This is a genomic window from Lactobacillus sp. A27 (assembly GCF_016742815.1).
GTDB classification, from domain to species: Bacteria; Bacillota; Bacilli; order Lactobacillales; family Lactobacillaceae; genus Lactobacillus; species Lactobacillus gallinarum.
On the sequence record NZ_JAEHNT010000013.1, the window covers coordinates 21,728 to 46,567 of the forward strand.

The 24,840-nt window shown below is 36.1% G+C and carries 23 protein-coding genes and 1 pseudogene; 16 read left to right on the plus strand and 8 right to left on the minus strand.

Annotation, left to right across the window (positions count from 1 at the left end):
- The 3 genes from JEM49_RS02350 (at nt 1) to JEM49_RS02360 (ending at nt 2,048) form a co-directional block, all read left to right on the plus strand.
- On the plus strand, nt 1-798 hold the full coding sequence (locus JEM49_RS02350) for an alpha/beta fold hydrolase (RefSeq protein ID WP_089143107.1): 798 nt from the start codon (nt 1-3) through the stop codon (nt 796-798).
- 10 nt (nt 799-808) lie between these two features.
- The gene (locus JEM49_RS02355; RefSeq protein ID WP_025005539.1) at nt 809-1,627 is read left to right on the plus strand and encodes a triphosphoribosyl-dephospho-CoA synthase; all 819 of its coding nucleotides are present in this window, start codon (nt 809-811) and stop codon (nt 1,625-1,627) included.
- 91 nt (nt 1,628-1,718) lie between these two features.
- Nucleotides 1,719-2,048, plus strand: coding sequence for a hypothetical protein (locus tag JEM49_RS02360; RefSeq protein ID WP_013086716.1), 330 nt, complete (start codon nt 1,719-1,721; stop codon nt 2,046-2,048).
- A 65-nt stretch (nt 2,049-2,113) separates the two neighbouring features.
- Here JEM49_RS02360 and JEM49_RS02365 read toward each other — a convergent pair whose 3' ends face one another.
- Nucleotides 2,114-3,541, minus strand: a complete 1,428-nt coding sequence (locus JEM49_RS02365; protein ID WP_201873455.1) for a 6-phospho-beta-glucosidase — start codon at nt 3,539-3,541, stop codon at nt 2,114-2,116.
- A gap of 131 nt (nt 3,542-3,672) precedes the next feature.
- Complete coding sequence (locus tag JEM49_RS02370) at nt 3,673-4,404, minus strand: MurR/RpiR family transcriptional regulator (RefSeq protein ID WP_201873457.1); 732 nt, start codon at nt 4,402-4,404, stop codon at nt 3,673-3,675.
- A gap of 189 nt (nt 4,405-4,593) precedes the next feature.
- On the opposite strand from JEM49_RS02370, the gene JEM49_RS02375 reads away from it, so the two are divergent.
- A complete protein-coding gene (locus JEM49_RS02375; RefSeq protein WP_201873459.1) occupies nt 4,594-5,913 on the plus strand; it encodes a PTS sugar transporter subunit IIC in 1,320 nt (439 codons plus the stop codon).
- 61 nt (nt 5,914-5,974) lie between these two features.
- Nucleotides 5,975-6,895 (plus strand): ROK family protein, encoded by a 921-nt coding sequence (locus tag JEM49_RS02380; RefSeq protein ID WP_201873461.1) that lies wholly within the window; start codon nt 5,975-5,977, stop codon nt 6,893-6,895.
- A 45-nt stretch (nt 6,896-6,940) separates the two neighbouring features.
- On the opposite strand, the gene JEM49_RS02385 is transcribed toward JEM49_RS02380, so the two are convergent.
- Nucleotides 6,941-7,693, minus strand: a complete 753-nt coding sequence (locus JEM49_RS02385) for an MIP/aquaporin family protein (RefSeq protein WP_025005542.1) — start codon at nt 7,691-7,693, stop codon at nt 6,941-6,943.
- Nucleotides 7,694-7,912: 219 nt separating this feature from the next.
- Between JEM49_RS02385 and JEM49_RS02390 the strand changes: the two genes are divergently transcribed.
- The 3 genes and pseudogenes from JEM49_RS02390 to JEM49_RS02400 all read left to right on the plus strand — a co-directional run bounded on the left by JEM49_RS02390 (nt 7,913) and on the right by JEM49_RS02400 (nt 11,573).
- A complete protein-coding gene (locus tag JEM49_RS02390; protein ID WP_241146831.1) occupies nt 7,913-8,449 on the plus strand; it encodes an MgtC/SapB family protein in 537 nt (178 codons plus the stop codon).
- 197 nt (nt 8,450-8,646) lie between these two features.
- Entirely contained in the window at nt 8,647-9,702 is a 1,056-nt protein-coding gene (locus JEM49_RS02395) for an alpha-hydroxy-acid oxidizing protein (RefSeq protein WP_098043838.1), read from the plus strand.
- Nucleotides 9,703-9,980: 278 nt separating this feature from the next.
- A pseudogene (locus JEM49_RS02400) lies at nt 9,981-11,573 on the plus strand (multicopper oxidase family protein).
- A 77-nt stretch (nt 11,574-11,650) separates the two neighbouring features.
- Here the strand turns inward: JEM49_RS02400 and JEM49_RS02405 are convergent.
- On the minus strand, nt 11,651-12,508 hold the full coding sequence (locus JEM49_RS02405) for an RluA family pseudouridine synthase (protein ID WP_098036482.1): 858 nt from the start codon (nt 12,506-12,508) through the stop codon (nt 11,651-11,653).
- A gap of 88 nt (nt 12,509-12,596) precedes the next feature.
- Here JEM49_RS02405 and JEM49_RS02410 point away from each other — a divergent pair, with 88 nt between their 5' ends.
- The 5 genes from JEM49_RS02410 to JEM49_RS02430 are packed head-to-tail and all read left to right on the plus strand — an operon-like array spanning nt 12,597 to nt 19,703.
- Complete coding sequence (locus JEM49_RS02410) at nt 12,597-14,654, plus strand: PBP1A family penicillin-binding protein (RefSeq protein WP_201873463.1); 2,058 nt, start codon at nt 12,597-12,599, stop codon at nt 14,652-14,654.
- A 17-nt stretch (nt 14,655-14,671) separates the two neighbouring features.
- Nucleotides 14,672-15,022 carry a YlbF family regulator gene (locus tag JEM49_RS02415; RefSeq protein WP_025005546.1) on the plus strand — a complete coding sequence of 117 codons (351 nt, stop codon included), beginning with the start codon at nt 14,672-14,674 and terminating at the stop codon, nt 15,020-15,022.
- Between the two features lie 8 nt (nt 15,023-15,030).
- On the plus strand, nt 15,031-16,251 hold the full coding sequence (locus JEM49_RS02420; protein WP_087235644.1) for a metallophosphoesterase family protein: 1,221 nt from the start codon (nt 15,031-15,033) through the stop codon (nt 16,249-16,251).
- On the plus strand, nt 16,232-18,733 hold the full coding sequence (locus JEM49_RS02425; RefSeq protein WP_201873465.1) for an ATP-binding protein: 2,502 nt from the start codon (nt 16,232-16,234) through the stop codon (nt 18,731-18,733). The genes JEM49_RS02420 and JEM49_RS02425 overlap by 20 nt, the downstream gene beginning before the upstream one ends.
- The gene (locus JEM49_RS02430; protein WP_201873467.1) at nt 18,726-19,703 is read left to right on the plus strand and encodes a 3'-5' exoribonuclease YhaM family protein; all 978 of its coding nucleotides are present in this window, start codon (nt 18,726-18,728) and stop codon (nt 19,701-19,703) included. The genes JEM49_RS02425 and JEM49_RS02430 overlap by 8 nt, the downstream gene beginning before the upstream one ends.
- 43 nt (nt 19,704-19,746) lie before the next feature.
- Here JEM49_RS02430 and JEM49_RS02435 read toward each other — a convergent pair whose 3' ends face one another.
- The 4 genes from JEM49_RS02435 to JEM49_RS02450 form a co-directional block, all read right to left on the minus strand.
- Nucleotides 19,747-20,169, minus strand: a complete 423-nt coding sequence (locus JEM49_RS02435; RefSeq protein ID WP_056945503.1) for a PAS domain-containing protein — start codon at nt 20,167-20,169, stop codon at nt 19,747-19,749.
- Between the two features lie 138 nt (nt 20,170-20,307).
- The gene (locus JEM49_RS02440; RefSeq protein ID WP_025005549.1) at nt 20,308-21,210 is read right to left on the minus strand and encodes a peptidylprolyl isomerase PrsA; all 903 of its coding nucleotides are present in this window, start codon (nt 21,208-21,210) and stop codon (nt 20,308-20,310) included.
- Nucleotides 21,211-21,327: 117 nt separating this feature from the next.
- Complete coding sequence (locus tag JEM49_RS02445) at nt 21,328-21,663, minus strand: hypothetical protein (protein ID WP_201873469.1); 336 nt, start codon at nt 21,661-21,663, stop codon at nt 21,328-21,330.
- A gap of 9 nt (nt 21,664-21,672) precedes the next feature.
- On the minus strand, nt 21,673-22,110 hold the full coding sequence (locus JEM49_RS02450; RefSeq protein WP_003627196.1) for an HIT family protein: 438 nt from the start codon (nt 22,108-22,110) through the stop codon (nt 21,673-21,675).
- A gap of 90 nt (nt 22,111-22,200) precedes the next feature.
- Here JEM49_RS02450 and JEM49_RS02455 point away from each other — a divergent pair, with 90 nt between their 5' ends.
- The 3 genes from JEM49_RS02455 to trmB are packed head-to-tail and all read left to right on the plus strand — an operon-like array spanning nt 22,201 to nt 24,801.
- Entirely contained in the window at nt 22,201-22,944 is a 744-nt protein-coding gene (locus tag JEM49_RS02455; protein ID WP_025005551.1) for an ABC transporter ATP-binding protein, read from the plus strand.
- On the plus strand, nt 22,937-24,136 hold the full coding sequence (locus JEM49_RS02460) for an ABC transporter permease (protein WP_201873471.1): 1,200 nt from the start codon (nt 22,937-22,939) through the stop codon (nt 24,134-24,136). The genes JEM49_RS02455 and JEM49_RS02460 overlap by 8 nt, the downstream gene beginning before the upstream one ends.
- A gap of 11 nt (nt 24,137-24,147) precedes the next feature.
- Nucleotides 24,148-24,801 carry a tRNA (guanosine(46)-N7)-methyltransferase TrmB gene (gene trmB, locus JEM49_RS02465; protein ID WP_087176134.1) on the plus strand — a complete coding sequence of 218 codons (654 nt, stop codon included), beginning with the start codon at nt 24,148-24,150 and terminating at the stop codon, nt 24,799-24,801.
- The last annotated feature ends 39 nt before the right edge of the window (nt 24,802-24,840 follow it).

The following is a 24,840-nucleotide window of genomic DNA, read 5'->3' on the forward strand; positions in this document are numbered from 1 at the left end:
ATGGATTTTGTAACTAATGATGGAATTAAAATTAATTACCAGATAAAAGGTAATGGCAAACCAATTATTTTTGTTGCTGGCTTTGGCGGTTATCAAGAAGTATGGACTATGCAGGTTGACTATTTTACTAAAATGGGATATCAGGTGATCACATACGATCATCGCAATTTTGGTCGGAGTCAAAGAACAAAAAATGATCATACTTTACAACGTCTAACTGATGATTTGATTGAATTGGTACAATGTTTAGGCATAAAACAAGCTGTGTTTGTCGGTCATTCAATGGGTGGCAGTTTACTTTTTAATTTGATTAAAACCGAACCAGATTTAGTTAAACTGGCGGTTATCGTAGACCAAACGCCTTTTATGTTGAATACTTCGGATTGGTCATATGGTTTTATGAACTATACGTTAAGTAACTATGTAAGAGAAGCTAAAATGGTTCCTGCTGTGCATGAGACTTTGCACGGTATAGATAATCGAGTAGCGATGAAACTGAATAATGCTAGAATAGATCACCCTTTTAGTAGATCTGATAATTTTGATTTGTTGTGTGAGCATATTGCCCATGATTGGCGTGGGGTGGTCAAAGATAGCCAAGTACCTATCGATGTAATTGCGGCCGTTCAAGGTCCATATTATAATTTTCTTTTTGCAAAATGGATGACTACACAAAATGATCGCGTAAATATGGCTTTGGTTGATAATTGTGGACATGATATCATGGCAGAGGTACCAGATCGTTTTAATCAGATTTTGCGGCACTTTTTGTTAAAAAATCGATACTTGAGTAATTAGAAAGAGACAAATGGCAATAGAAGAGATCGCTCAAAATGCATTAAAAGCATTACTTTATGAAGTAGTTACTAATCCTAAGCCTGGCTTGGTTGATCCAGCTGATGTGGGTTCTCATCCCGATATGAACGTCTATATGTTCATTGATAGTAGCTTAAGTTTGGAAAAATATTTTGTTCAAGCCGCTGAGATTGGTTTTAACTTTACTGGACAAGATTTAAGACAGATGTTTGAACTGCTGCGACAAGCTGGGATTAAGGCAGAGAAGGCAATGCTTGCCGCTACGAATAATGTGAATACGCATAAAGGGGCGGTTTTTTCATTAGGTTTATTCGTCTGTGCATGTGCATATTGTCAAAAACATGGCGGTAATGAGTTTGAAGTAATTCAGATGATGACTAAGGGCTTAGTTAAGCATGATTTGGGAGAGAAGAGCGAGACTGCTGGCGAAAGACAATTTTTGCAATATGGCAAAGGCGGCGTTAGAGCAGAAGCAGAGGCAGGCTACCCTTTGGTGAGAAGTGTCGCATTGCCATTTCTAGCACAGACAAGTGGCGACTTGAATACGCGCTTGCTTGATACCTTGATGGAGATTGTTAGTGAGATTGAAGATTCTAATTTGATTAAAAGGGCTGGTAATGTTGAAGTAATTGATTGGTCGCACAAGCAGGCGCAAAAATATTTGGTATTGGGTGGTTATGGCACTCAAGCTGGCAAGCAATTCATGTTAGAGTTAAATCGTATTTTTAAAGAAAAGAATTATAGCCTTGGCGGTAGTGCTGATTTGCTGATTATTACTATCTTTATGGGGTTGCAGCGTGGAATGATATAAAAATCTTAAGTCATATTGTTTGGGTATTTTCAAAAAGGACATCATACTGAAAGTGAGAAAAATGATTTTTCACGAAAGGATGGGAAATGCAATGGACGATTATGTAATTGATTTTGATTCCTTGAATTACTTAAGACCAGAAACTTTGGCCATCATGAAGCTCTTGGTAAAGAAATACAATGAAAGCAAAGATGATGATGTTTTACAAGATGGAGTAGTAGTTAGCTTTGATGAATTAGCAAAAGCAGCCAAAATTCCAGTTGATAAGTTACCCGATGAGGTCTTTAAAGATCTAGATGCCGAAAGAAATCAGTTTGATGAGGAAAAGAGAGGCTATGAACCATTAGTCGCTAGTTGTTTAGCTGATGAAGAAGATCGTGAATTTAGAATTATCATTAACCACCGCTTGTTTGAATTTTAAAATAATATCAAAAAAGATCGATGATCAACGTTTTTTAACGAAGATCATCGATCTTTTATTTGTCATTAATCTAAATCCGCACCATTTGAGGCAATTACTTTTTTATACCAGTAAAAAGAATCCTTAGGGTAGCGCTTGAAGCTGCCTTTACCATAATCATCTTCATCAACGTAGATAAAGCCATAGCGTTTCTTCATTTCACCGGTACTTGCACTAACTAAATCGATGCATCCCCATGGCAAATAGCCGATTAAGTCAACACCATCATCGATTACTGCTTTTTCCATTTGCTTAATGTGGTCACGGAAGTACTGAATGCGATAATCATCGTGAATTTGATGATCAGCAGTCATTTTATCGTAAGCACCAAGTCCGTTTTCTACGATAAATAATGGCTTGTGCCAGCGAGTCGTCATCCAGTTCATTGCATAGCGCAAACCAACAGGGTCGATAGCCCAGCCCCAATCATTAGTCTTGATATATGGGTTGGAAACTAAATCTTGATATTCACGATAATCCATGTGATCAGTGTATTTGGCAGTGAAGGACATGTAGTAGGAGAATGCAATATAATCTACTGTACCATTTTTCAATATCTGCAAATCTTTTTTAGTAATATCTAAGTGATAATTCTTACGATCGAAGTAGGCTTTTAACCAATTTGGATATTCACCGTTAACATGCACATCGCCAAAGTAAAGACGTGAATCCATTGCACGCTGGGCAAAAAGAATATCTTCGGGTTTAGATGAAGCAGGGTAAATAGGGCAAAAGGCCAACATACAGCCAATTTGTAATGATGGATCAATAGCGTGTCCGATTTGAACGGCTTCAGCACTAGCTACTAATTCATAGTGTGCTGCTTGATACATCATTTTTTCTTTATCGTCACCTTTTTTGAAAAGTAGACCAGAATTTTTTAACACATTGCCAATATCTTCATAATTGGCTTGATTGTTAATTTCATTAAAGGTCATCCAATACTTAACTTTGTTGTGATATCTTTCAAAACATACATGAGCAAAGCGAGCAAAGAAATCAATTAATTTGCGGTTGGACCAGCCACCATATTCAGTTACTAAATGATAAGGCATCTCGAAGTGGGAAAGGGTGACAACGGGTTGGATACCATATTTTAACAATTCATCAAATAAATCATCATAGAATTTAAGTCCTGCTTCATTAGGCGCATCTTCATCGCCATTGGGGAAGATGCGTGTCCACGCAATTGAAGTTCTAAATGCTTTGAATCCCATCTCTGCCATCAGTTTAATATCTTCCTTGTAGTGGTGATAAAAATCGATTCCTACATGGTTAGGATAATATTTATCTTTTTCGATGGTTTTAGTGATTTCACGAGGATGATCACGATCGCCAAGAGTCATAATGTCAGCGATGGAGATTCCTTTTCCGTCTTCTTGATATGCACCTTCAAGTTGATGAGCAGCAACGGCGCCACCCCATAAAAAATTCTTATCTAAAGTTCTAGTCATAAAAAAACTCCTTTGATTCATTACTTACTTGCATTATATGAAATCGCTTTCTAACATACAATGAAGTTCAGGAGTTTTGGTATAGTTCGATACTTTTGAAACAATAGTTTATTTATGGAACAAGGTGTTCTTTATAACTTAGATTGCTTTTCCATTAAACTGGTTATTGCTTCTGCAATGTAAACAGCTGGAATTTGAGAGGAAAGGTCATAAAATTTATTAATTCTCGTCTCTGGTTCTTGATATGATAGTGAGAATTTACTCATTCTCGAAATAGTACTCATTTTATTTCCTGTAATAGAAATGATTGCAGTATCTTGATTATTTACAAAAGGATTTAAGCCTTCTATTAATTCAGGTGTTTCGCCAGACACTGAAAAACAGATAATAGCATTATTGCTCGTATTAGCTAGTTTATTGGGTATTGGATAGGTAGAATCTGTGATTGCCATCGTGTTAAATCCTATATTAGCCATTTTGCGAGCAGCGTATGCTGCAATAAAACCGGAGTTTCCTATGCCAAAGGTAATAATGTTATCACACTGAAAAAGAAAATTTGCTACAACAGTTACTTGTTCTTCAATATCATCTGGAAAGCTACTCTTATTAATGAAATGAAAAGAATTAGTAGGTGATTCCTGAATATTTGGAGTACTTTTTATGTACGCTTTGAAGGCAGGAAAACTTGAAAAACCTATTTTGTGAATAAAGCGCATTACTGAAGAATTAGAAACATGAGCATTTTTTGCTATATCTCTTACACGCATATAAACTACCTGTTCTTGATGTTGAGTGACATAGCGATAAATAGTCATATCAACATTAGATAGGGATGATAAATTTTTAAAACCAAAATAAGCCATATTGTTTCCTCAATTTCTAATAATCATGTTAATTGTACCATAGGGAACATCTTGTACCATAACTGAAACAAGCGGCATAAGGATGAATAATTACCAGTATTAGCTAAAAGTATTGAACCAGAATTGAATTTGCTTATAAAATAAAGTTGTCAAATGAAAGAGCTTACATTAGAGGAGAGGGAATATATCATGGATAATCTCCAAAAGTTTTTAAATAAATATATTGCTCCGGTTGCCAAATGGATGAATAATAATCTGTTCTTCTCATCTCTGGCTGAAGCATTTATGAGAATTACGCCTATTACATTAGGTGGTGCATTTGTACTGTTGATCGGTAATTTTCCTATTCCAGCATGGACAAATTTCTTAAATAAAGTAGGCTGGGCTGCTAACTTTAGCGCTGCGCAAAACGCTACTATGAATGTTTTATCTATGTTTGTAGTATTCCTTTTTGCATATGTGTATGCTAAAAAATGTGATTACGATCCACTTCCAGCGGGATTATTAAGTATTTCATCATTTTTGATTTTAGCACCACAAGATTATTTAGCTAAGTTAGCTGGTACTTCTGCTAAATTAGCTCCTACCACAGCTTTCTCCACTAATTATTTGGGAGCTTCAGGCATGGTGGTAGCTATTTTAGTAGGTTGGCTCGTTGGAGCATTATATGTTTGGCTGAATAAGAAGAATTTAGTAGTTAAGTTACCATCTTCAGTTCCACCAAATGTTGCAGAATCATTAAGACCTTCATTTATTTCTGGTGTTATTTTAGTTTTGATGGCAGTCATTCGTGGTCTATTTGTATACACTAGCTTTGGCAATATTTTTGAACTTGTAACCACTATTGTTCAAACACCATTGCAACACTTTGCTGCATCCCCAATCAGTCTAATTGCCATTTACACAATTGCTAACGTTTTATGGTTTTTCGGTATTCATCCAAATATGGTTTATGGTGTAATTACTCCTATTTTAACTGCAAATGGGATTATGAATATGGATGCATTTAAAGCGGGTAAAGCAATGCCTTACTTAGTGATGGCGATTATTACCATTTGTTTAGGTAATGGTTTTGGTGGTCAAGGAACAACTATTGGATTAGTTATTTCAATGGCTAGAGCTAAGTCTCAAAGATATAAGCAATTGTTTAAATTAGCTGCTGTGCCAGGTTTGTTTAATATTAATGAGCCATTAATTTTCGGTATGCCAATTATGCTGAATCCAACTTTCTTTATACCAATGCTAATTGGACCAATTGTTATTGGCTTGGTTTCATGGGGATTAATTCCATTATTAAATGTTGCTAAATTTTATAACCCATTAATTCAATTACCATGGACTACACCTGGTGTGATTCAAGGGTTCTTGGAAGGTAGTTTCTCTTTTGGAATTATTACTGTAGTTGTGACAATTATTAGTGTCTTGATCTGGTATCCATTCTTTAAGATTGCAGATAATGCAGCATATAAGCAGGAACAAGAAGATGCTGCTAAGGTACAAAAGAATTAAGTAAAATTACTAAGTTAATAAGTACCGTAATTGGTACTTATTTTTTATGAGGTGATAAATAATGACACAATATTTAGTTTTTGATGTAGGTGGAACGAATTTAAAATATGCTCTCATGGATAAAACAGGACATATTGTTGAAAAAGGCAGCACGCCGACGCACCATGAAAATTTAGATACTTTCATGTCTTCGATGTATGAGGTGGGAGATAAATATCAAAATCAATTTGAAGGAATTGCCGTTTGTGCACCAGGCAAGATTGATACTAAAAAGAAAGTAATTCACTTTGGTGGTGCCATTCCTTTTTTAGATGGTTTAAATTTAAAAGAAACATTAGGTGAAAAATATCAGGTTCCTGTGGGTGCAGAAAATGATGGTAAAGCTGCAGCGCTATGTGAACAGTGGATAGGTGAGCTTCATAATGTTAACACTGGTGCAGTAATGACATTAGGTACAGGAGTTGGTGGCGGTATCTTAATTGATAATCGCGTTTTGCATGGTCGTGATTTTCAAGCTGGTGAATTAAGTTGGATGGTTATTAATTCTGGGGCCGGTATAAAAAATATGGATGCCTATACAGGACAACTTTGTTCAGCTGTTGGAATGATTAGAGCTATCAATAAGGAAATTGAAAATGGTAATTTGAATGATGGCAAGGCTGCCTTTGCTGCAATTAAGAAAAGAAATGTAAAGGCAAACAAAATTTTTAAAGAATATTGCCGCAATGTAGCAATTATGATCTTAAATATTCAAACCGTGATTAATGGTGAGAAAATTGTTATTGGTGGTGGAATTAGTGCTCAACCGATCTTGATTGAAGAAATTCGTCATCAATTCAAGTCGCTGCTAACTAACAATAAAATGCTTGGTAATCAAGTTACTCCGCCTGAAATTGTAGCAGCTAAGTATAAGAATGATACAAATTTATATGGCGCTTTATACGCATTACTACTTGAGATAAATGGTCAAGAAGTAAGATAAAATAAAAATGATCATGCCAATTTGACATGATCATTTTTCTCTTTTTTATAATCCAAATGCAATCTTGTATAACAATGCACCACAGATACCACCAGCGATTGGGGCAACTACTGGCACCCAGCCGTAGTCCCAATGAGCGGAACCCTTATGTGGTAATGGGCAAAGTGCATAAACGATACGTGGACCTAAGTCTCTTGCAGGGTTTAATGCAGGACCTGTAGGACCACCAACAGCCATAACCAATGCGGTGATTAAGAAACCAACACCGATGTTGGCAATATCTTCTGATTGCTTGAAGAACATGCCACGGTATAAACCAACAGCTACGAATAAAAGAATAGCTGTACCAACAAATTCAGTGATAAAACCGTTCAGCTTACTGTTGGCAGAGTCACCAGTCGCAAAGCTGGCAAAAACAGCGTCATCGCTGGCAGTTCTCTTAATGTATGGCCAGTAGACAGCGACTAACAAAAGCTGACCTACGATTGCACCAAGCATTTGCACCAAGATATATGGCAGAACTTGATCCCAAGGAAATGCACCTGCACATGCTTGTGCAAGAGTTACGGCCGGATTCAAGTGGTTACCTGAAATTGAACCGAACAACATTGCAGGAAGCATGACACCAAAACCGAAGCCAAATGCGATAAGCAGCCACCCACCATTGGCTTGTCCATCGCGACTGTTACCTCCAGTGTCACGCAATACTGAATTGGCAACTGAACCGTTGCCTAAAACTACCAAAATAATCGTACCGAAAAATTCAGCGAAATATTTCATTAACCAAGTATGTTCCATAGTAGATACTTTTTACTCCTCCAGTAGAAAAAATATGTGAAAAATAGTACAACCAAAGATTATACTCTTAACTGAGAAAATAGATATAGTTATTTTGAAAAAATGCAAGAATTTTGCTCGAAAATAGCTTTCGTTGACTATTCTTAATTATTTTTTTGAATAAAGGTGTAAGAAAGAATAATTTTTGCCCATTGGGTATGGAACCAAGTTCCCCAGATTATGATGAGTTTCAAACTTAATTTTTTAGAAATAATTTTACGTTTATCAATGGCTACAATTTTTGCGGCAATTGTTGGCTTGGATAGAGAAGAGCATAATCATCCAGCTGGCCTTAGAACGCATATCTTGGTTTGTCTAGGAGCGTGTATCTTAGCATTGATACAAGAAGCAATTTGTAATCAGGTTCTGTATTACGCTAAAAATTACCACGAGTTGTCAACCGTTCTCGGAGTCGATCCAGCCCGTCTAATCGTTCAAGTGATTGACGGCATTGGCTTTATCGGCGCAGGCACCATCGTTATTACTCACCATTTTGTAATGGGACTTACTACAGCGACATCTTTGTGGGCTACTGCAAGTATCGGTTTAGCAATTGGCATGGGATATTACTGCATTGCAATTGTCGGTGGAGCGTTTGTTTTGCTGGTGGTAGTCATTTTACGTAAAATTGTTAAAGTAAATACATATAAGCAGGTTGAATTAAAATATACTGATCGTCATACACTTGATCAAGTTTTACAGCCGTACTTTAAGTAGAATAAAATACAGGTAAAACATTTTAATTTTAAAGTTGATGCTAATAAGCAAATTGATGCGCAAAATGTGTATATCTGCGTTTGCAACCTTAAGTTTCCTAAAAATATGACTTATTTTAAGATGGCGCAGGATCTGGCGATGAATAATAATATTTTTGAAATCAGTCTTGTTACGTTGTGATTTGAAAGGGGATTTTTATGAATAAAGACAATCAAAATGATGTAGTGACGGGCGCATCCCAAACTATTGATGTTAATTCTGGTTCATCTTTGATGGAGCCTGATAAAAATAAGAGTGAAGAGACAGTGCAAATCAAAAGTGAATGGCCTGGTCCTAAAGGAATGATTCCAGTAACTAGTGGCAAGGCTGATGACGCTAATGTTCATAATCGTGTCTTCTTAGATAACATTTTAGTGGAGATGCGCGTGATCGATGCGGTAGAACCAGATTTAACTACTACAATCTTAGGTAGAAAATATTCATCCCCATTAATGCCAGCCGCTGTATCTCACTTGAACAAAGTATTAAGTGATAAAACTAGAAAACCAATGCAGGAAAAGGCAATAGCTGCACGCAACATGGATTTACTGAATTGGATCGGTATGGAAACAAATGAAGAATATGGTGAGATTGTAGCTCAAGGCGGCGATACTATTCGAATCATTAAGCCATTTGCGGATCACAATAAGATCTTAGATGAAATTAAATTCGCCGAAGAAAAAGGTGCCGTTGCTGTTGGGATCGACATAGACCATATTGCAGGTAAGAATGGTAAATATGATGTAGTTGATGGTATTCCATTAGGTCCAATTACGATGGAAGATTTAAAGCATTATGCTGAAAGTACCAATTTACCATTTATTGCTAAAGGAGTGCTGTCAGTTTCGGATGCACTTAAGGCGCGTCAAGCTGGCTGCAAGGCGATTGTAGTATCTCATCACCATGGACGCGTACCATTTGGTATTCCGCCTTTATCAATCTTGCCCGAAATTAAGAAAGCTTTAGCTGGTAGCGGTATGGAGATTTATGCTGATGGGTCTTTAATGAGTGGATATGATGCATATAAGGCTTTAGCTTTGGGTGCAGATGCAGTTTTGATTGGTCGCGGAATTTTATCAGAATTATTGAAGAGTGGTACTAGGGCGACAGAAGATAAGCTGAAAAAGATGAATGAAGAATTGGCTGAAATGATGATGTATACAGGAGTGAAGGATACAAATTCATTTGATGCTAGTGTGTTGCATTATGAATAATAGCAGGTAGATGAAAAGATTGATTATTATAAATCACATTATGTGATGCAAATAATCAATCTTTTTATTTTTCATAAATTAATAAAGCTGTTTAAATGATTAAATAACTATTTTAAGAATTATTAAGTATTTGTAATAAATTTAGGTGATAAAAATTAATATAGCTGAGAGGTGGTTGAATTAAAAAATAACAGAATCCAAATGCTTTGCTTGCTTAGAAAGAGGGTGCTAAGACAAAAGTGAGTAAAAACATAAAGAGTATCGAAAGAGTGAAAGAAATGTCTGAAAAAATTTATAGAGATTATTTTGAAGATAAGGAAGACTTTGACAAAAATCACTTTGACTATAAGAATTTGAAAATTCCTGAAGGAGTAGAAGCTCAGCCGTTAACTGTTCCACCAGTATTAAAGCCTGATAAGGAAACTGCTACTGATGTTTGGTTCACACTAGAATCAATTGTAGGTGAAAGTCAAATTTTACCTGGTGAGAAGACTAAGATTTGGGGCTATAATGCACCTTTATTAGGAAAGACGATGGTAGTTGAGAAAGGCAAACGTGTTCATGTAACTTTAAAAAATAGTTTGCCAGAATTAACTACTTATCATTGGCATGGTATAGAAGTTCCAGGGTCTATTACGGATGGTGGTTGTCATGCCCCAGTTTATCCCGGTGAAGAAAAGCAGATCGAATTTACAGTTAATCAACCAGCTGCTTTAACTTGGCTGCATGCTCATCCATGTCCATCAACGGCTGCCCAAGTTTAGATGGGTCTTGCGATGGGTGTAGTAGTAACTGATGAAAACGAAGCTAAGCTGCCAATTCCAAAAAAATATGGTATTGATGAATTTCCGGTTATTTTACAAGATCGTACTTTCCATGAACATAACCAATTGGATTATCGGGCTGAGTACAATCAAATGGGGATTTTTGGCGATACTCCGATGATTAATGGAGTCGTTCGTCCTTACGTTGATGTTACTACGCAAAAGGTCAGATTGCTTTTCTTAGGTGGCTCTAACCGACGTGAATGGCGTTTGCACTTTGATGACGATTTAGTTATGACTCAAATTGCAGGAGATGATTCTTTCTTACCACATCCAATCAAGATGACGAAGTTGTTAGTAACACCAGGTGAGAGATTACAAGTTGTAGTCGATTTTGGTCAATACCATGAGGGCGACGTAGTAAGTCTTTACACTGATGACTTCAAATTGATCGAATTCCGGATTCATAAATTTGAGGATGATAATTCAGAAATTCCTGCCACTGTGTTTACACCAGAAATTCCAGAAGTTGACCCAAGTTTACCCGTTCGTAAGGTCACCATGGATGGCTGTGATAAGATGAATGGTAAACGTTTTGCTATGCAAAGAATCGATATGAAACAAAAAGTCGGTCAAGCTGAATATTGGGACGTTACTAATTCAAAAAAAGAAGGTATGATTCATCCATTCCATATTCACGGCACGCACTTTTTAGTAGTATCTCGTAATGGAAAAAAGCCATATCCAAATGAAGTTGGTGTTTACAAAGATACAGTTCCTGTTGCACCAGGAGAAACTGTGCGCTTATTGGTTAAATTCCCACTTGAGGGAGTCTTTATGTATCACTGCCATATCATTGAACATGAAGATGCCGGTATGATGGCACAAATCGAAATCTTTGATCCAGATCATCGTAAGACTTATAAGTTAATGGATATGAAGACTTTGACTAAGGCCTTTGCCGAAGAAAGAGGAGTGAAGCCAGAAGATGTTTGGATGCCAGGCATGGATACCGAAGGATGCGATATGAAGAAGGCTGATGTTGTTAGCGGTGCTAGTGAAGAAGCAGATCATGCAGATGCATCTACTGGTGCAAGTGAGCAGTAAAAATAATGTTGTTATGAGTGAAGAATAAATAGTTTATAACTAAAAACCGTAGTCTTTGATAAGGCTACGGTTTTTTTTTACAATTTGATTTTTTCTTTTGGTAATTTAATTGTTAATTTCTCAAAAGAAAAAGGTTTAATCAACGAAATTTCATAAGCGTCAAGCGCTAAATCTTCTCCAGCAAAGCTGGGGTTATATAGCGGGTCGCCAACGATTGGTGTACCAAGGGATGCTAAATGCACACGGATTTGATGAGTACGACCAGTTTCCAAAGTTAGTTTGACTACTGCTGTATTATCATCATTTCTTTTTAACACTTGATAATGTGTTACGGCATGAAGTCCAGCAGGTGAGATCATTCTTTTTCGCTGATCATCAGGATCATGATCAATTGGCTGATTAATTGTACCTTGATCGTTTAATTTCTCTGCATGATCAACTTTAGCTAAATAATCACGATGAAAAGTTTTGGTGGTTAATTCACGATTTAAAATCGGCACTACTGCAGGATTTTTTGCAACAAGCAGTAAGCCACCTGTAAGCATATCTAATCGATGAACAATGTAGGGATTTTGTCCTAAATAAGTGGCGCAATCATTTAAAGCTGTGTCAGTTTCATTTAAGTTGGGGTGAGTTTTTTGCCCCTTCTTTTTATTAATAATCAATAAATTATCGTCTTCGTAAATGATATCGGGTAACTTTCCACTAGTTGGATATTTTTGCTGGGTAGATTCAACTTGATCTAATGTGATGTCAATTTTATCGCCTGGCGAAATTTCCTGATTAAAATAGCGGTATTTGCCGTTAATTGTAATGTTTTGTTCAATGCGCAAGTAGTGACGCCATTTTCTCGGAATAAGCAATTTACGCAATACGTCATTGACGGGTAAGGGTTCGAGATTTTTAGGATAAAAAAGTGTAAAATGATAAACCATAAATATTTCCTAAGACTGTTGCCAGTCTAAACAAGTGTACTAGCAATGTGATACAATTTTCTTGTTTCTAAAAAGGAGCATTGTATTAATGAATAACGACCAACCAAAAAGAAGTGGTTTTAAAGATGTTTGGCATCGAATTGATCGCCGCTTCTTTATCGGACGCTGGATTATTTTAATCCTGCTCACTCTTATATTGATAACTTGTACATATTATACAATTAAAGTTAAGACTTCGAATATCTCAAATTTGAAGGCTTCACTTTCAACAACGACAACTATTTATGATTATAAAGGCAAAAAAGCTGGTTCTTTATATTCACAAAAAGGTACATTCGTTGAATATGATAAAATTTCTCCCAATATTCAAAATGCAGTAATTTCGACAGAAGATCGTACTTTCTGGAAAAATCCTGGTTTTAGTATTAAGGGAATGGCGCGTGCAGCAGTAAATTTGGTTATTCACCACGGACAAGTAACTGGTGGTGGTTCGACTCTAACCCAGCAACTGGCTAAAAACTCGCTTTTGACCCAGCAGCAGACTTTTTCACGAAAATTAGAAGAATTATTCTTTGCGATTGAAATTAACCATGTTTATTCCAAAAAAGATATTCTAACGATGTATTTGAATAATGCATATTTTGGCAATGGTGTCTGGGGCGTGCAGGATGCCAGTCGCAGGTATTTTGGTAAAAATGCCAGTGATGTGACAGTAGGAGAAGCTGCTACATTAGCAGGAATTTTACGTAATCCAAGTTTTTATAATCCTGTTGATCATATGGCCAATGCTTTGGCGCGGCGTAATTTGATTTTAGGATTAATGGCTGATAATGGTAAGTTGACTGCTGCTCAAGCTAAAGCTTACTCTAAGCAAGGGTTAACTTTGCGGAATACCTTTAGAAATAAAGATGGCTATCGTTATCCATATTTCTTTGATGCTGTAGTAGATGAAGCTATTAGCAAATACGGCTTGACTGAAGAGCAAGTAATGAATAAGGGACTTAAGATTTACACTACTCTTAATCAAAATTATCAGGGAAGATTGCAAGATACCTTTAATGAAAGCTGGCTTTTCCCACAAAATGGTACTGATGGCACAGAATGTCAGGGTGCAAGTGTGGCAATGGATCCAAAAACAGGTGCTGTACGAGCTGTAATCGGTGGTCGTGGTAAACACGTTTTCCGTGGTTATAACCGTGCAATTCAAATGAAGCGTCAGCCTGGGTCATCAATTAAACCAATCGCTGTTTATGCACCGGCTCTTCAAGATGGTTATCATTATGATTCTGAGCTTTCTAACAAGTTGCAAAAGTTTGGTAAAAATGGTTATGAGCCGCATAATGTTGATAATGGCTATTCTGATAAGATTCCGATGTACCAAGCTTTAGCGGAAAGTAAAAACGTTCCTGCAGTATGGCTGCTTGATAAAATCGGTGTAAATAAGGGTGTACAATCTGTTCAGAATTTTGGTATAAAGGTACCTAAGTCAGATCGCAACCTAGCTTTGGCATTAGGTGGACTTTCTACAGGGGTTTCGCCTTTACAAATGGCTCGTGCATATTCTGCTTTTGCTAATAAAGGTAATTTACCTAATAATTCTTACTTTATTACTAAAATTACTGATGCAAGTGGCAATGTGTTAGTCGAAAATAATAATCCAGGTAATCATAGAATTATTTCTGAGAATACTGCTAAAGAAATGACGACGATGATGCTTGGCGTTTTCACTAATGGTACTGCTCAGACTGCTCAACCTAATGGATTCCGTGTTGCTGGTAAGACTGGTTCAACTGAAGTTCCTAACTCATATGGTTTTGGAACAAAGGATCAATGGATCGTCGGTTATACTCCTGATATCGTGTTAGCTACTTGGGTTGGTTTTGATCAAACAAGTAAGCAGCGTTATATGCAAGGAGTATCTGAAACAGGAATTACACGATTGTACAAAGCAGAAATGGAAGGGATCCTACCATATACTGCTCAAACGCAATTTACCGAAAAATCACCAGGTCAGCTTGTCAAAAACAATGGATCCAATTTTGATTGGACCAACGGTTGGGGACAAAAAATTCAAGATGGTATCGGATCTGCAGGACAGAAAATTAATGAATGGTATAATGATGTCAAAGGTTTATTTGGCCGATAAAATTTAGGAGGACCCATATGATTAATATTTATGATTCAGCTAATCAATTAGCACAAGATTTAACTAAGACTGACCAATACAAGGCTGTAGGTGACGCTGTTAAGGCTGTTCAAGCAGACAGTGAAAGTGCAGCAATGTTTAAGAAGATGGATGAACTTCAAGCTAAGATCATGCAAGCTCAACAAAGTGGTCAACCTTTATCTGATGAAGATCAAAAGGCTTACCAAGAATTGAATGCTCAAGTTCAAAAGAACGATAAGATCGTTGCTCTTCTTAAGAGTGAACAAGGTTTGTATGATTTGTTAGGTGAAATCCAAAAGGCTTACACTAAGCCAATTAATGATCTTTATGAAGGTCTTAGAAACTAGAATTTGCGATGAAATTTATTCATTTTGCAGATGCGCATTTAGATAGTCCATTTCGCGGGCTATCTTTTTTGCCATCTAAGGAATTTAATCAGATATATCAAGCAGCAGACCAATCATTAACACGGATTGTAGATTTGGCGTTGGCTGAAAAGGTCGACCTGGTTTTAATTGCAGGTGATACCTTTGATAGTGCTAAGCCATCTCCACGTTCGCAGTTGTTTTTTGCACAGCAGATTAAACGTTTAACAGATGCGCAGATCCAAGTAGTAATGATTTTTGGTAATCATGATCATATGCGACGTGAAGATTTATTGGTTAATCAGAGCCCATATTTTAAATTGATTGGTGCAAATGAAGCAGTAGAAAAAGCAACATTTAAGACTAAAGATAATTTTAACTACGATGTTGTGGGCTTTTCATATTTAAATAATCATATTACAGAAGATAAAATTCCAGATTTTCCTGGAAAGGAACATAATTATACTTTTGGTTTAATGCACGCCCAAGAAAAAGAAGCTGATAGCCGTAAAAATGTTTATGCACCGTTTACGGTATCTGAGGTTCAAGCATTGAATTATGATTATTTTGCTTTAGGACATATTCATGCTCGGCGTAATTTGAGTGAAAAGCCATGGATTGTTTATTCAGGCAATATTCAAGGACGTCACATCAATGAAATGGGTGCTAAGGGATGCTACCTTGGCGTGATTGATGAGAATACTAAAAAAACAAGTATTGAATTTAAGACGACAGGCCCAATTTTATGGCAAGGAGTACAAGTTGAATTAGATACTCAAATTAGTAAAGCTGATTTACAAAATGAAATTATTGCAAGTCTAAATAATGCAAAACAAAAAACTTATTTCAGTTTAACTACTGCTGGCGCCCAATTTATGACTGATGAAGAACAAGAGTTAGTGCAAGACACGGATTTTTGGCAAAACATTTCACAGAATTTGCCGTTTGATTCGCAATTAGTAGATGTACGGTTGAAAATAAGTTCTAATTTGGAACTTAATGAAAATGATCAGCAAGCCTTTGAGCAAGCTAAGGCAGAAATATTTGAAAATGATGAGTTTGATAAGATTGTTAGCGATTGGAAGAAAAAGGATCCTATAGCAGCTCAATTAACGGAAGATCCCGCTTTTATTAAGGCTGTGAAGCAACTAACTGAGGTTAAGTTAATGGGTAAATTGAAAGGAATTACTGATGAGACTGAAACAAATTAAGATAGTCAACTTTGGCCAATTCTCTAATAAAAAATTTGATTTACCTGGTGACCAAATTAATGTCTTTTTTGGTGCTAACGAAGCCGGCAAGAGTACAACTGTAGCTTTTATTAAGCAAATAATGTTTGGTTTTCATTTGCGTAGCAATGTTTCGCCATTTTTTGAAGACTATACGCCGCTAGCACATGTTAGTCCAATGGGCGGTAGCTTGATTTTTGAAAACGGTGATTCAGAATATGAGCTGGAACGTCTTTATGCCAAGGGTGATAAGACTAAAAAAGGAATTTTAACCGTTAAAAAAGACGGTCAAGTTGTCCCTGAAAGCTTGTTTTTTGACCAGATTCAAAATATTGATGGCTCTTTTTATGCTGATAGCTTTATTTTTAATCAGGAAATGTTGGGCCAAGTTACTAGTCTGAGTCAGGAAGATTTGCTGGAGCGTATTTATTATTTAGGTGCGGCTAATAGTGGTCAATTACTGAAATTACGTGATGATTTTGCCAAGGAAGCTGGCAAACTTTTTAAAAAGACTGGGAAAAAGCCAGAAGTTAACCGCCTATTAAGGCAAATAGAAACGGATCGTGACAAGTTAGTTCAAACTAAAGCGGAATTTAGTGATTATGAAGAGCTTGCTCAGGATCTGAAAGATCATCAAGATCGGTTGAAAAAGGCACAGCAGGCTTTAGCAAATATTCAAACTAAACAGGCAAGTTTGCATGATTTACAAAAAGAATTAAGCAACTATACAACTTTATTAGATTTACAAAAGCAGATAAAAGATATCAAATTTGATAGTGAAAACTACCAAAAAGCTCAAGATTTAATGGCTCAAGGGCGAAATTTACAAAAGATGATGCAATCTTTACAAAAGCAATTATCTGAGTTAACAGAAGAAGACTTAATTGATCTAAACGAATCTAAGAAAGTTGTTCAACAAAAGCCGCAGTTATTGCAATGGCAGGTTGAATATCGTAATTGTTTACAAAAAGCTGATCAGTTGAAGCAAGAAGAGCAGCAACTACTTGCTTTATCACCTGAAATTAATGAGCTACGCGATTTAAATACAGAAGATATTAAGCAGCTAAAAGAAGATTTCTTAGCGTTGCCAGCAAAACAAAATGAAGAAGTTAATGAAATTAGCTCTAGTGATAAACTTTGGTATATTGTTGGTGCTGTACTAGTAGTTCTAGGTTTAATTTTATTAGGAACTGCTGGAGTGGTAGGGATTATTGTATTAATAGCTGGTATTGGACTTGCAGGCTTTGGCTATGTCAAAAATACACAGGCAAGTAAACAAGCAGCAGATATTTTAGCAAAACAAAAGGCAGTTAAAAATCAAAGGCAAGCTTTTTATTCAAAATATAATTTGGATCCTGATATGTTGGATCTGAATAGTGTGTTGACTAATTTAAATCAATACAAGCTTAAAGAGAGTGCCGAAAAGACTAATGCGGAAGAATTAAATAAAATTAATCAGCAAGTTGCTCAATTAGCTGCCAATGTCCAGAATGTCTTAAGAGAGCCGATCGACGATGATTTTGATCAGGTTTTGAATGGATTAGATGAGATCGAAGAACAAATTAATAAACAACAAGAATTAACGCAGAAGAAGTCTAATTTAACTAGTTCACTGAATCAGGATAAGCAAGAGTTAAAAGAGCTTGGTTTAAAATTAAAGGCTGTGTTTGCGCAAGCTAATGTAGAAAATATGGCGGATTATGATGCAGCTTATCAAGAGTCTTTAGATCAAGCTAAAATTAAAGCTCAATATGATGCTCTTGAAAAAAGTTTGCATGATGATTTAGATGAATTAAAACAAGAAGCCAAAGAACCAGGCAAGGTTTTAGCACAACTTCAAAGTCTGGCTGCCCAATCTTCTGATGTAACTGAAGAAATTGAGGAATTACAGCAGCAGGTGGCTAAATTGCAGGTTCAATTGGACAATTTGGCTGATTCTACTGCAGTTTTTGAGGCAAAGCAGGAGCTAGCCAATACCGAAACTAATTTCGTTAACAGCAGTCAAGAGTATCTGGCTAATTTGCTAGCTTCTAAGTGGATTAGCCGTTCACTCGATTTAGCTTCCAATGAGCGTTTCCCTAAGATGCTGAATGCCGCTAAGGAATATTTTGCTTTGCTTACTGGTGGTCGCTACGTAAATATCGTTTTAGATAAAAAGCTAACGGTTATGCGTAAAGATGGTAAGAAGCGTGAAGTGAAATACTTGTCTCGTGGGACAGCCGAACAGCTTTACTTTGCATTGAAATTAGCATTTATTGAACAAATCAAAGATAAGATTAATTTACCAATTTTAATTGATGATTCATTTGTTAATTTTGATGATCGTCGAATCAGCTATATTAAGAAATTACTTGAAAAGATTAGTGAAAATAATCAAGTATTGATTTTTACTGCTCAAGAAAAATTGGTTGATCAATTAGAAATTACGCCTTTAACTTTTACGAAAGGAACTCAAGATGCTTAAACGATTGTTAGATTATAACGATGGCGAAGAAATGGACATTGTGGTCTTAATTAAGAATTCACAATTGCGTCATAATAAGAAAAATAATCTTTATTTAGCTATGCAATTTGGCGATGGCTCAGGTGAAATCCGTGGCAATTATTGGGATGCTAATAATCAGGATGCAGCGATCTTTAGTACTGGTACGATCGTTGAGTTAAATGGTAAAAGAGAAGAGTATCAAGGGCGACCACAGATTCGAATTTATAGTTTGCGTGTTGTAGGTCCACAAGAAGGATATGAGCTTGATCAGTTTATTAAATCTGCTCCTGAACCAATTAATGAAATGGAGCAGGAGATTAACAATTTTGTGGCTCAGATTCAAAATAAGACTTGGAAGACAATCGTAGAATATTTGCTTAAAAAATGGGGTAAAAGATTCTATGATTATCCAGCGGGCAAAAGTAATCACCATGCGGTTCGAGGCGGATTAGCATTTCACACATTATCGATGTTAAAGGATGCTAAAGGTTTGTCTGATAATTATGAGCAAGTTAATCGGTCTTTGCTTTACGCAGGATGTATTTTACATGATATGGGCAAAGTTTTAGAGCTTACAGGACCTGCTGCAACACAGTACACGGCTGAAGGAAATCTAGTTGGTCATTTAGTATTAATAGATGAACAAATTATGCTTGCAGCTAATGAATTAAACTTTGATCTTGAATCAGAAGATTTGCTTTTGCTTAGACATATGGTCTTATCGCATCATGGTAAATTTGAATATGGTTCACCTAAGTTGCCAGCCTTGCTTGAAGCTGAATTACTTCACCGCATTGATGATTTAGATGCGGCTGTGTATGCTGTAACGAATGCTTTGCAGCATACGCCTAAGGGGCAGTTTACAGAACCATTGCTTAGCCAAGATGGTAAGAGGTATTATCACCCTAAGCATGATCCAGCACTGGAAAAGGCACGACATTTAGAATAGAGAAAAGCAGTACAAATTATCGTTTGTACTGCTTTTTTAGTAATTATTTTTTGTGAATTATATTTATAAAATTACGCCATTTACTACCTTTAACCTGATAACTTTGGACGGGTTGAGTAACTTCTACGCAGCCTAAATATTTACCATTATCATCGTGAAGGCTATAAAAAGAAATATTTAATGGCTGTCCGTTTTTGTGAATATTGATTGAAATTGAATTACGCTCACCTTCGTGCATTTGTTTTAAAACTGCTTTAACTCGTCCTTGTGAGTGACCGGGATGCACTTCGAAGACAGTTTTACCAATATCTTTCTCGGTTCTAGGGAAGATGCGATGCTCATTCATTGATGACCATACGACGATATCATTTTCATCAAGAACATCAAATTCTTGTGGAATGGTAGTAAAAATTGCGTTTAATTCGGGAAGTGATAAGTGACCACCTTTTAACTTGATTTCATTCATAATTAAAGCTTCTTTCTATACTTTAATTGTAGCATTAAAGCGGTTACTTACGCTGTTATTAAAAGGATAGATAATTAAGAGTAAAGAAAAAATCCAACTCTCAAGCGAGAATTGGATTTTTTAATTTAGTAAAATTTATTACTTAGTAGCACCAGTTGAAACGTAAGCTGATAATACATCCTTCAAGTCGTTATCCTTGATAGAAACGTCTGCCTTCTTCAATACAGTAGCAATAACGTCCTTCATAACAGCTTGATCTTGAGCCATTGATGCGTAAATTTCATCATCGATAGCCTTCTTGTGATCAGCAAACTTACCCTTAGCTGGGTGACTAATCATCTTGATTACGTGGTAACCAGATTGTGACTTAACTGGACTTTCAGTAACTTCACCAGTCTTAAGCTTGAATGCGGCAGTCTTGAATGCACTGTCTAAAGTGTTATCAGTTGAATCAAATGCAGGAAGCTTACCGGCTTTATTCTTAGTAGCAGTATCAAGTGAGTACTTCTTAGCTAAACTCTTGAAGCTCTTACCATCCTTCAATTGCTTGATAATGTCTTCAGCAGTTGACTTCTTAGCAACTAAAATGTGTTGAACAGTTACCTTAGGTTGGTAATTCTTCCAAGCTTCTTGTTCTTGCTTTTTAGAAATCTTCTTAATGTGCTTCAAAGCTGCTTCAGAAAGCAAGTTAGTCTTCAAGTTTTGCTTAAATGTTGAAGCGGTCATACCATTTTGTTGTAAAACAGCACTAAATTGTGAACCGTATTGCTTCTTGTAGTTGTTGTATTGCTTGTCAACTTTCTTTGATGAAACGTATTTGCCGTATTGTTGTTCCAAAGCACGGTTAATAATCATGTTAGCCAAAGCTGACTTACCAGCTTGAGACTTCTTCATTTCATCGTAGTATTGTTGTTGAGTAATCTTACCACCCTTGTATGAAGCAACAGTAGCATTGTTGCCGCTATTTGAGCAGGCAGCAGTAGATAAAGCAACACCAGCTACAGCAACAACTGCAGCAACTTTTTTCATATAACTCTTCATATAAATAAATCTCCACATCCTTAATTAAGTAACTGTCAACTAATATACCATAAAATTAGTTGTTTCGTTTTCAAATAAGCAATATTCATAAAAAAATCAAATTTTCTTTAATATTTCTTATTTAACGATATTATTTTCACCAAAATCTTGATTTAATTGATCACTTTTTTGTTTGATTTTATCAACAGTTGGTTCAATATGTCTTGAATATTTTTCAATATTATCACTGATATCACTAATAGTTCGTTCAGCTTGAGACATTTGATCATTTAAATCTTGACTAGCTTTTTTGGCTTTTTGTAAAGCTTGATTAAAGCGGCTAGTTTCATGCTTAAATGCATCAAATTCATCTTTGAGTGGTTTGCCGGGACGATTGCCTTCGCTATCTTTCATGCAAGAAAAAACGGTTCCAGCTGCTGCACCAAAAATAGTACCTAAAAGAAAATGTTTCATTATTTCTCCTTAAAATTGAGCTTTAATCTTATCAGCTACTTCATTGTATTTTGCTTCATCGTATTGATCGGCGTTGTTACGAGTCATGAGCTTCAAGCCATCGCCTTCAAAACGAGGAATGAAGTGAATATGTGAGTGCATTACTACTTGGTTAGCTGACTTACCGTTGTTAGTGGTAATGTTCATACCAGTAACGTTAGGAAATGCCTTTTTGATTGCATTAGCAATTTCAGGAATGTATTGCAAATATCTTTGGGCATCTTCCTTAGTGTAGTCAAATAAGTTAGTGATGTGCTTCTTAGGGATCATCAAAGTGTGGCCTGGGTTAACTTGAGAAATGTCTAAGAAAGCTTTAACGTCGTCGTTTTCAAAGACAGTGTAACTTGGAACTTCACCGCGGATAATTTTGCAGAATAAACAATCGTCAACTAAATTTTTATTTTCCATATAATTACCTCTTATTTGTTAGACTTTAGTTTCTACTAATATCCATGATATTATAAAACATGATAGTTTACTAAGGAAAGAAACGAAGAAATGACATTAAAAATTGAACACTTAACTGGGGGCTATACTGGTGTCCCAGTTATTAAAGATATTAATTTGGAGATTAAGCCAGGAGAAGCACTGGGCTTAATTGGTTTAAACGGTGCGGGTAAGTCGACTACGATTAAGCACATTTTAGGTTTGCTTAGACCACAGAAGGGTAAGATTTTACTCAATGACGTGAATTTGACGATGCAACCAACCAAATTTAAGCGGCAAGTTGCTTATATTCCTGAAACACCAGTTTTGTATCCAGAATTAACGTTAAAGGAACATTTGGAATTAACCATGCTTAGTTATGGCCTTGATGCAAGTAAGTCATGGGATCGAGCACATGAATTGCTTAAAATGTTTAGATTAGATGATAAGCTTGATTGGTTACCAATTCACTTCTCTAAAGGGATGCGACAAAAGGTAATGATCGTGTCAGCCTTTTTAGCAGATACAAGCTTGCTCGTTATTGATGAACCATTTACTGGGCTTGATCCACTTGCAGTAGCCAATTTGATAGATTTAATTAAGCAGTCAATCGCTAACGGCAAGATGGTGCTGATGACTACTCACGTATTAGCTGATGCGCAACAAGCAATTTCTAATTATGCTGTTTTAAATCGCGGAACAATTGAAGTGATTGGCAATTTGCAAGAAATTCGTCAGCACTATGGTTTAAGGCCTGATGATCCATTTGATAAACTCTATTTAGCTTTGAATAGAGAGGATAATGGCAATGCGTGATTTAGCGAAAAAAAGGTTAAACGAAAACCTTAAGCAATCAGTTAAGTATTTAACACTGGTTTTCAATGACTTCTTTATTTTGGCTTTGATCTTTTTATTCGGGGCTTTGATGTTCTGGTATGCACAAGCCATGAAAGTGATCCCCAATAACTTATGGTTTTACAAGCCATTAGTGGGCTTTTTATTGTGGCTACCGCTATTAACGGGGCATTTGGTTACTTTGTTAAAAGATGCTGATATGCAGTTTTTGTTCACTCAAGATGAGCAGATGGATGAATATCTCAAACCAATGATCAAGTATAGCTTGGTTTTGCCAACAATCTTGATTGTACTCTTAGGGGGAATTTTATTTCCATTTGCTACGATTAAGGCAGGAATTCCAGTCTGGTCATATGTTTTAATTTTAATTGGGACGATTCTCTTAAAGGCAGTCATGATATTAATTGAAAAAGAGAATTTGTATTTTTACTACAATTTTCCTAATTGGGTTAGCTTATTAATTACCTTGGTGGTTTTATTAATTGGTAGCCTTGGTTCTTATGTATATCCGATTGAAGTCATTGTTTTAATGATGATGGGTCACTTAGGTACAAAAAAAGATAAGGGAGTTTTTAACTGGCGTTATGCTGTTGAAAGTGAAAAAGCAAGAAAAGACCGTGTCTACAGCATCTTCAGCATGTTCACCGATGTTGAAGAAAAACAAGTGACGATTAAACGTAGAAAATATCTTGATTTTCTTTTACCTAAGGCAATTGCTAAAGAAAATCCTAACTTATTCTTGTACCGGAGATCACTGCTTAGAAATCCAGAATACTTGAATTTATTAGTTAGAATGACAGTTTTTGCCATTTTGATTTCCTGGCTAGTACAAGATTGGCGCTGGGCACTTGGTTTGTCCTGCTTAGTTATTTTCTTGACCGTTTACCAATTATTGCCAATGGCAACCGAATTTGATTCAAACATCATGTATCGTGTTTATCCCATTGTGCGTGATAATCGCGGGAAAGACTTAGTCAAAGTCTTAAATTTAGGACTTTTGATTCAATGGTTATTAGTCAGCGTATTCTGGTTGATATTATTGCCAATTGATTCTCATCTTTGGATTAGTATTGTGGTATTGTTTGTCTTCACGATGATTATCAATTATGGTTATTTGCCAGTTAGAGTTAAACAACAAAAAATAAAGAGATAGGAATTGAAAGAATGAGATTAAGAAATAAACCTTGGGCTGTAAAGCTCGTTAATGAACATCCTGAAAGTGTTTTGCAAAATCCTGACCCTGACAAGAAGATTGATTGGGCAGCACGTTTTGGTAATGACAATCCAATTGAAATTGAAGTAGGTTCTGGTAAAGGACATTTTATTACTACATTAGCTGAAAATAATCCCGATAAAAATTATGTAGCACTTGAACTTCAAACTACTGCAGCTGGGATTATTTTGAGAACTAAGCTTGAAAAGGGTCTAGATAACTTACAAATTTTGCGTGGGGATGCGGCTGATATTAACTGTTTCTTCCCTGAAAACAGCACAAATGTCATTTACTTAAACTTTAGTGATCCATGGCCAAAGACCCGCCACGAGAAGCGTAGATTGACTTATAAGAGCTTTTTAGCTAAATATCAACAAGTCTTAACTAATGACGGTCATATCGAATTTAAGACAGATAATTCTGGTTTGTTTGCTTATTCTGTGCAAAGTATGAATAATTTTGGGATGCACTTTGATTTCGTTTCAGTAGACTTACATCACGAAAAGCCCGAAATCGTGGAGAAGAATATTGAAACTGAATACGAGCATAAATTTGCTGCTAAAGGCAATCCAATTTATGCATTGCATGCAAGTTTTGAAGCATAGCACTTGTAAAATGAATTTTTAATCATTAAAATACTTATA

Excerpts from the sequence above, each read along its gene's own strand:
- JEM49_RS02350 (WP_089143107.1), top strand. The coding sequence starts at position 1 with ATGGATTTTGTAACTAATGATGGAATTAAAATTAATTACCAGATAAAA.
- JEM49_RS02355 (WP_025005539.1), top strand. The coding sequence starts at position 809 with ATGGCAATAGAAGAGATCGCTCAAAATGCATTAAAAGCATTACTTTAT.
- JEM49_RS02360 (WP_013086716.1), top strand. The coding sequence starts at position 1,719 with ATGGACGATTATGTAATTGATTTTGATTCCTTGAATTACTTAAGACCA.
- JEM49_RS02365 (WP_201873455.1), bottom strand. The coding sequence starts at position 3,541 with ATGACTAGAACTTTAGATAAGAATTTTTTATGGGGTGGCGCCGTTGCT.
- JEM49_RS02370 (WP_201873457.1), bottom strand. The coding sequence starts at position 4,404 with ATGGCTTATTTTGGTTTTAAAAATTTATCATCCCTATCTAATGTTGAT.
- JEM49_RS02375 (WP_201873459.1), top strand. The coding sequence starts at position 4,594 with ATGGATAATCTCCAAAAGTTTTTAAATAAATATATTGCTCCGGTTGCC.
- JEM49_RS02380 (WP_201873461.1), top strand. The coding sequence starts at position 5,975 with ATGACACAATATTTAGTTTTTGATGTAGGTGGAACGAATTTAAAATAT.
- JEM49_RS02385 (WP_025005542.1), bottom strand. The coding sequence starts at position 7,693 with ATGGAACATACTTGGTTAATGAAATATTTCGCTGAATTTTTCGGTACG.
- JEM49_RS02390 (WP_241146831.1), top strand. The coding sequence starts at position 7,913 with ATGATGAGTTTCAAACTTAATTTTTTAGAAATAATTTTACGTTTATCA.
- JEM49_RS02395 (WP_098043838.1), top strand. The coding sequence starts at position 8,647 with ATGAATAAAGACAATCAAAATGATGTAGTGACGGGCGCATCCCAAACT.
- JEM49_RS02405 (WP_098036482.1), bottom strand. The coding sequence starts at position 12,508 with ATGGTTTATCATTTTACACTTTTTTATCCTAAAAATCTCGAACCCTTA.
- JEM49_RS02410 (WP_201873463.1), top strand. The coding sequence starts at position 12,597 with ATGAATAACGACCAACCAAAAAGAAGTGGTTTTAAAGATGTTTGGCAT.
- JEM49_RS02415 (WP_025005546.1), top strand. The coding sequence starts at position 14,672 with ATGATTAATATTTATGATTCAGCTAATCAATTAGCACAAGATTTAACT.
- JEM49_RS02420 (WP_087235644.1), top strand. The coding sequence starts at position 15,031 with ATGAAATTTATTCATTTTGCAGATGCGCATTTAGATAGTCCATTTCGC.
- JEM49_RS02425 (WP_201873465.1), top strand. The coding sequence starts at position 16,232 with ATGAGACTGAAACAAATTAAGATAGTCAACTTTGGCCAATTCTCTAAT.
- JEM49_RS02430 (WP_201873467.1), top strand. The coding sequence starts at position 18,726 with ATGCTTAAACGATTGTTAGATTATAACGATGGCGAAGAAATGGACATT.
- JEM49_RS02435 (WP_056945503.1), bottom strand. The coding sequence starts at position 20,169 with ATGAATGAAATCAAGTTAAAAGGTGGTCACTTATCACTTCCCGAATTA.
- JEM49_RS02440 (WP_025005549.1), bottom strand. The coding sequence starts at position 21,210 with ATGAAGAGTTATATGAAAAAAGTTGCTGCAGTTGTTGCTGTAGCTGGT.
- JEM49_RS02445 (WP_201873469.1), bottom strand. The coding sequence starts at position 21,663 with ATGAAACATTTTCTTTTAGGTACTATTTTTGGTGCAGCAGCTGGAACC.
- JEM49_RS02450 (WP_003627196.1), bottom strand. The coding sequence starts at position 22,110 with ATGGAAAATAAAAATTTAGTTGACGATTGTTTATTCTGCAAAATTATC.
- JEM49_RS02455 (WP_025005551.1), top strand. The coding sequence starts at position 22,201 with ATGACATTAAAAATTGAACACTTAACTGGGGGCTATACTGGTGTCCCA.
- JEM49_RS02460 (WP_201873471.1), top strand. The coding sequence starts at position 22,937 with ATGCGTGATTTAGCGAAAAAAAGGTTAAACGAAAACCTTAAGCAATCA.
- trmB (WP_087176134.1), top strand. The coding sequence starts at position 24,148 with ATGAGATTAAGAAATAAACCTTGGGCTGTAAAGCTCGTTAATGAACAT.